This is a genomic window from Kitasatospora arboriphila (assembly GCF_039528095.1).
GTDB classification, from domain to species: Bacteria; Actinomycetota; Actinomycetes; order Streptomycetales; family Streptomycetaceae; genus Kitasatospora; species Kitasatospora arboriphila.
Genome location: NZ_BAAALD010000182.1, coordinates 1 through 5,995 on the forward strand (window position 1 = coordinate 1; position 5,995 = coordinate 5,995).

General features: G+C 76.5%; 7 protein-coding genes. 6 read left to right on the forward strand and 1 reads right to left on the reverse strand.

Going from position 1 to position 5,995, the window contains the following annotated elements:
• Positions 1–426 precede the first annotated feature (426 nt).
• Positions 427–1,959 carry a hypothetical protein gene (locus ABD353_RS38965; RefSeq protein WP_344628466.1) on the reverse strand — a complete coding sequence of 511 codons (1,533 nt, stop codon included), beginning with the start codon at positions 1,957–1,959 and terminating at the stop codon, positions 427–429.
• Between the two features lie 149 nt (positions 1,960–2,108).
• Here ABD353_RS38965 and ABD353_RS38970 point away from each other — a divergent pair, with 149 nt between their 5' ends.
• From ABD353_RS38970 to ABD353_RS38995, 6 genes are all read left to right on the forward strand, one after another.
• Positions 2,109–2,669, forward strand: a complete 561-nt coding sequence (locus ABD353_RS38970; protein ID WP_344628467.1) for a hypothetical protein — start codon at positions 2,109–2,111, stop codon at positions 2,667–2,669.
• Positions 2,666–3,454: a ferritin-like domain-containing protein gene (locus tag ABD353_RS38975; RefSeq protein WP_344628468.1), complete on the forward strand. Its 789-nt coding sequence runs from the start codon at positions 2,666–2,668 to the stop codon at positions 3,452–3,454. The genes ABD353_RS38970 and ABD353_RS38975 overlap by 4 nt, the downstream gene beginning before the upstream one ends.
• Positions 3,451–3,846, forward strand: coding sequence for a hypothetical protein (locus ABD353_RS38980; RefSeq protein WP_344628469.1), 396 nt, complete (start codon positions 3,451–3,453; stop codon positions 3,844–3,846). Before ABD353_RS38975 ends, ABD353_RS38980 begins: the two co-directional genes overlap by 4 nt.
• A gap of 199 nt (positions 3,847–4,045) precedes the next feature.
• Positions 4,046–4,822 carry a LamB/YcsF family protein gene (locus tag ABD353_RS38985; protein WP_344628470.1) on the forward strand — a complete coding sequence of 259 codons (777 nt, stop codon included), beginning with the start codon at positions 4,046–4,048 and terminating at the stop codon, positions 4,820–4,822.
• Positions 4,822–5,496 (forward strand): 5-oxoprolinase subunit PxpB, encoded by a 675-nt coding sequence (pxpB, locus tag ABD353_RS38990; protein WP_344628471.1) that lies wholly within the window; start codon positions 4,822–4,824, stop codon positions 5,494–5,496. The genes ABD353_RS38985 and pxpB overlap by 1 nt, the downstream gene beginning before the upstream one ends.
• Positions 5,489–5,995 (forward strand): 5-oxoprolinase subunit C family protein (locus ABD353_RS38995; protein WP_425555346.1); only part of this gene is annotated, 507 nt, incomplete at its 3' end. The genes pxpB and ABD353_RS38995, both read left to right, overlap by 8 nt.

The following is a 5,995-nucleotide window of genomic DNA, read 5'->3' on the forward strand; positions in this document are numbered from 1 at the left end:
CGGCACCGTCCGCCCCGGGCCCGCGGCGGAGCTGGTGCCGCTGCCCGGCCCACCGCGGGAGCTGGTGCTCGGTCTGCTGCCCGGTCCGCACGCCGACTGGTTCGCCGGGCCGCCGCCGGGCACCGGGTACCGGGTGGCCGCGGCGTCCAACCGGATCGGGCTGCGCACGGGGGGGGGGCGGGGGGGCCGGGGGGGGGGGGGGGGGGGGGGGGGCAGGGGGGGGGGGGGGGGGGCGCGGGGCGGGGGGGGGGAGGCGCACTCGGGGGGTGGGGTGAGCCCCTGGTGGGGCGGGTGCGGGACGGTGGCCTTCCGCTTCGCGCGGTTCCCCGCGCCCCTGGAAGCCGGCCGTGCCCGTGCGGTCGGCCACTCCCGGGTTGCGCGGTTCCCCGCGCCCCTGGGGGTGTGCCGCTCGTGTCGGCCGTGGCATCAGCCGGCCTCCTTGCGGTCGGCGGCCATGCCGGCGGCGTCGAGGAGGGCGCTGCCGACGATGAGGTCGGCGCCGCCGAATTCGGGGTCGTCGAGGTGGGTGCCGTCGTCGACGGCGAAGAGCAGGCGCTCCTCGCCCTGGCGGTAGGCGGTGCCGACCGGCGGGCTGGCGGCGTGGACGGCGAGCAGGGCGACCAGGTAGGGCAGGTCCGGGTCCTGGCGGCGGGCGTCGGCGAGCAGGCCGGAGAGCCGTCGGGGCGCGTCCGCGGGCAGGTCGAGGAGGTCGAGTGCGGCTTCGAGCTGGGCCTCGCTGAAGCGGCTGTCGTCGGGGGTGGCGACGAGGTCCGGCTCCGGGAGCTCCGCGCCGAGGTGCTCGCGTTCGACGGGCGGGGTGAGCAGCAGGTCGACGAGGTCGGCGACCCGGACGGAGACGGGTGTCCGCAGGCCGGTGCCGCGGGCGAAGAAGGCGTCGGTGGGCCGGACGGCCTGTTCGACGGGCAGCTCCAGCAGCGGGGCGAGCAGGTGTCCGTACAGGTCGATGCCGCTGCGGGCGCTGGGGGCGGCGAAGGCCTGGCGGTCCTGTTCGGCGCGGAAGAGCGGCCCGGCCTCCAGCAGGCGGGTCTGCAGCTGGGTGTGGCGGCGGATGCAGTCCTTGACGATGTCGACGAGTTCGGCGGCGCGCCGCTTGTGCTCGGGGTCGATGCTCTCGTCGCGGGCCTTGCGGATGTTGGTGAGGATCGCGTTCTCGTGCCGGTACCGGTCGGCGATGTGGTCCAGGGCCTCGTCGATGAGGTCGGGGACGGTCTCCATCCAGTCGACGGCGCGGACGTTGCGGCGGGTGGCCTCCAGGGCGCGGCGCAGCGTCTCGGCGTACTGGACGGTGCGGTAGCGGGCCTGTTCGGCGGCGAGCTGGGCGTCGGCGAGGCGGCCGCGGCGGATCAGCACCTCCAGCTTGACCTCGGCGGCGATCTGGGCGGAGGTGACGTCGGTGTCGAGGGCGCCGACGAGGACGTTGACGGCCTCGTCGGTGGTGCGCAGGTAGACGCCGCCGTCGGGCCCCGGCACCTCCTCGACGAGCTTGAAGTCGTAGTCGCGGCGGACGTAGGCGCCGTCCGGGCCGAAGGTGCCGTAGACGGCGCGGAAGCCGCGGTCGACGCTGCCGACGTTGATCAGCGACTCCAGCACCCAGCGGCCGACCCGCTCGTGCTCGGCGGTGCTGCGGGTCGGGTTCTGCGCGGCGATCCGGGGCTGCAGGCGGCCGAGCACTATGTCGCGGTCGGCGCCGGTGTCGAAGTCCATGTTGAGCGTGACGAGGTCGATCACCGCGAGGCCGACCTCGGCCATCGTGTACGAGCTGTACTCGCCGGCCAGGTTGACCTTGCGCGCGTCGAGGTCGTGCAGCGGTGCGGTGCAGGCCAGCGCCTTGAGCCGGCGGGCCAGGCCCTCGTCGGCGGCCGGGCCGGGTGCGGGCCGGGCGGCTGCGGCGGGCGGCCGGAGCTCGTACTCGGCGGACTGGTCTGCGATGGCGGTCACGGTGGACAAGGTTAGAGGTTCGCACCGACAACATCCGAAACGAGCCTGCTTGCCCCGGTTCCGGCGGCCCCGGGTGCCGCCCGCCCATCTGTTGAACATGTTCATTTTCCTACTTGAACGTGTTCAATTCCTGGGTCTAGAGTCGGGCCATGACCAAGGACACCGACCCGGCGGTGGACCGGGACGCCGCACTGCGGCGCATCCGCACCTGGCTGTGGATCTTCATCGTCTGCCTCGTCCTGAGCGGCCTGACCGCCTTCCCGCTGGAGTCCGAGACCCGCTGGCTGGCCTCCGCGGTCGACGGCAGCGGCCTCGGCGGGCACTGGCCGGCCCTCGCCGAGCGGGTGGCCCGGGTCCGCGACGGCATCGCCGACACCAACGCGCGCTACCCCTTCCTCGCCTACGGCACCGACTGGCTGGCCTTCGCGCACCTGGTGATCGCCACCGCGTTCTGGGGTCCGCTGCGCGACCCCGTGCGCAACGTCTGGGTGATCCGCTGGGCGCTGCTGGCGTGCGCCGGGGTCCTGCCGCTGGCGCTGATCTGCGGCCCGCTCCGCGGCATCCCGCTGTACTGGCGATTCATCGACATGTCGTTCGGCGTGGTGGGCGCCGTCCCGCTGCTGATCGTGCTGCGGGTGATCCGCCGGCTGGAGTGGTCCCGGGCCGTCACCGTGCCGAACGGCTTCACCGCCCCGGTGGCCGTCCGATGACCGCCGCCGACACCTCCGCCGCCACCACCACCGCCGCCACCACCACCGTCACCACCGCCACCGGCGCACCGGCCGGCCTCGACCGCCTCGACCACGCCCGCTGGGTGGCGCACTTCACCGCCGAGGCGGTCCGGCGCGCGGAACTCGGCGACCCGGACTGGTCCCGGGGCGCCCGGGCGTCCGCCGCCCTGCTGCGCAGCCTGCAGAAGTTCCAGGTCGGCGAGGACGGCGACGGGACGAACCTGATCGGCAAGGCCGACGCCGCGGGCGATGCCGACTACGCGGCCGCCGTCCGGCTGTTCGTCGCCGAGGAGCAGAACCACGCCCGGCTGCTGGCCGCTCTGCTGGAGGCCGCCGGGGCGCCGCTGCTCGGCTCGCACTGGAGCGACGCGCTCTTCGTCCGCCTCCGGCGGCTGCTCGGCCTGCGGCTGGAGCTGATGGTGCTGCTGGTCGCCGAGGTGGTGGCCGTGCCGTACTACCGGTCCGTGCGGGACGGGGCCGCGGACGGGCTGGTCGCCGAGGTCGCCGGCCGGATCGCCGCGGACGAGCTGCGCCACATCCCCTTCCACTGCCTGCGGCTGCGGGAGTCGATCGGGCTGCTGCCCGCCGCGCTGCGCTCCCCCGCCGTCGCCTTCTGGCGGCTGCTCGCGACCGCCGCGGCCGGGTTCGTCGCGCTGGACCACGGACCGGCCCTGCGGGTGCTGGGCGTCCGCCGGCGGCAGTTCGTCGTGCGGTCGGCCGCGGTGGCGGAGGAGGCCGCCCGGGCGCTGAGGCCGGCCCGGTGACGCCCCCGCCCGAGCCGCTGATTCCGGCCCTCCCCGCGTACCTCCGGACGGTCCCGGAACGCACGGTTCCGACCGGTGCGCCGACGTCGCGGGCGCTCGGGGTGCTCGGCGCCGGACTCGCGGTCCAGGTCGCCCTGTACGTGCTCTGGTCTGCCGCGCCCGGGACGGTGGGGGCGTTCACGCACTCGCCGGTCGGTGTCCTGATGTGGTGGCTGTCGCTCTGCCTCGGGCCCGCGGCGAACTGCGTGCTGACCCGGCGGCGGATCCGCGACGGCGGCCCGCTCGGCCCCGTCCGGGTGGGACTGTGGATCGTGCGGGCCTGTGCCGCGGGCACCGCCGTGTGGATCGTCTCCGTCGTGCCCCTGTTCGTCCTGGCGATCGTCCTACTCTGACCGCGCTGCGCCGCGGGCTGTGCCGAGCTCCCCAACTCCCCCGCCTGCCGGGCCCGTCGGGCCGTTCGACGGGCCGCCGGAGGCGAACGGGTGACGGACGTTCGGCAAAACCCTGCACCCGGGGTGACGGGCCCGGCACCCCGGCAAACGATCAGGCCCTACGATCACCAGCAGGAGCTGCTGGAAGGCGGACGGACGCGTGACGGACCCGGTGATCGATCTCAATGCGGACCTCGGCGAGGGGTTCGGACGCTGGACACTGACCGACGACGAGGCCCTGCTGTCCGTGGTGACCAGCGCCAACGTGGCGTGCGGCTTCCACGCGGGTGACCCGTCGACCATGCGCCGGGTCTGCGCACTGGCCGCGGAACGCGGTGTCCGGATCGGCGCCCAGGTCTCGTACCGGGACCTCGCCGGCTTCGGGCGGCGGGCGATGGACGTGCCACCGGACGAACTCGCCGACGAGATCGCCTACCAGATCGGCGCCCTGCAGGTCTTCGCCCGGGCGGCCGGCTCGCGGGTGTCGTACGTGAAGCCGCACGGCGCGCTCTACAACCGGGTGGTGGCCGACGACGAGCAGGCCGAGGCCGTGGTCTCCGGAGTGCTGCGGGCGGGTGCGGTCTGCGACGGCCCGCTGCCGGTCCTGGGCCTGCCGGGCTCCAAGCTGCTCGCCGTCGCCGAGGGGGTGGGTCTGCCGGTCGTCGCCGAGGCCTTCGCCGACCGGGCCTACACCCGGGCGGGGACGCTGGTGCCCCGGCGGGAGCCCGGCGCCGTGGTGCACGACCCGGAGACGGTGATCACCCGCGCCGTGCGGCTGGCCCGGGACGGCACGGTCGCGGCCGCCGGCGGCGAGGCGGTGGCCGTCAGCGCCCGCTCGCTCTGCGTCCACGGGGACACCCCCGGCGCCGCCCAGCTGGCCTGGCGGGTGCGCGGGGCGCTCGCCTCGGCCGGAGTCCGGGTGGAGGCGTTCACCTGATGGCCGGTCAGCGGTCCGAGGCCGGCGGGCCGTCCGAGGAGCCCGGGGCGGCGGGCGGCCCGGTGGTGCGCCCGGTCGGCGAGGACGCCCTGCTCGTCACCGCGGGCAGCGCCGAGCAGGTCGCCGCCCTCTACGCCGAACTGCTGGCCCGCCGCGACGAGTTGCCCGAGGTCGCCGAGATCGTGCCGGCCGCCTGCACCGTGCTGCTGGACGGCGTCGCCGACCGCACCGCGCTCGCCCGGGCGCTGGCCGGCTGGGAGCTGCCCGAGCACCCGCCCGCCGAGGGCCCGTCGGTGACCGTGCCGACGGTGTACGACGGCGCGGACCTGGCCGAGGTCGCCGGCCTCTGGGGGGTGTCCCCGGAGGCCGCGGTGCGGATCCACACCGGGGCCGAGTACCGGGTGGCGTTCTGCGGCTTCGCCCCCGGCTTCGGCTACCTCACCGGGCTGCCCGAGCGGTACCGCGTGCCGCGCCGGACCACCCCGCGCAGCACCGTCCCGGCCGGCTCGGTGGCCCTCGCCGGCCCGTACACCGGTGTCTACCCGCGCTCCTCGCCCGGGGGCTGGCAGTTGATCGGGCGCACCGCGCTGCGGCTGTGGGACACCGCGCGCGAGCCGGCCGCGCTGCTGACGCCGGGCACCCGGGTCCGGTTCGAGGCGGTGGCCGGTGGCTGAGCTGCTGGTGGTGCGGCCGGGCCCGCTGACGACCGTGCAGGACCTCGGGCGGCGCGGCGTCGCCCACCTCGGTGTGCCCCGCGCGGGCGCCCTGGACGAGCCGGCCCTGCGGGCCGCGAACCGGCTGCTCGGCAACCCGCCGGAGGCGGCCGGGCTGGAGACCACCCTCGGCGGGACGGCGCTGCGGGCGTCGGCGCCGCTGCTGGTCGCGGTGACCGGCGCGCCCGCGCCCGTCCGGGTGGACGGGCGGCCGGCCGCGTGGGGGGCGGCGGTCCGGGTGCCGGCCGGCGCACTGCTGGAGGTGGGTGCCGCGACCTCGGGGGTGCGCAGCTACCTCGCGGTGGCCGGCGGCACCGCGGTGCCGCCGGTGCTGGGCAGCCGCTCGGCCGACCTGCTCTCCGGCCTCGGCCCGGCGCCGCTGGCGGAGGGCGACCGGCTGCCGGCCGGCACCGTCCGCCCCGGGCCCGCGGCGGAGCTGGTGCCGCTGCCCGGCCCACCG

What these genes read in the sequence shown, in the direction of transcription:
- ABD353_RS38970 (WP_344628467.1), top strand. Translation starts at nt 2,109, where the DNA reads ATGACCAAGGACACCGACCCGGCGGTGGACCGGGACGCCGCACTGCGG.
- ABD353_RS38975 (WP_344628468.1), top strand. Translation starts at nt 2,666, where the DNA reads ATGACCGCCGCCGACACCTCCGCCGCCACCACCACCGCCGCCACCACC.
- pxpB (WP_344628471.1), top strand. Translation starts at nt 4,822, where the DNA reads ATGGCCGGTCAGCGGTCCGAGGCCGGCGGGCCGTCCGAGGAGCCCGGG.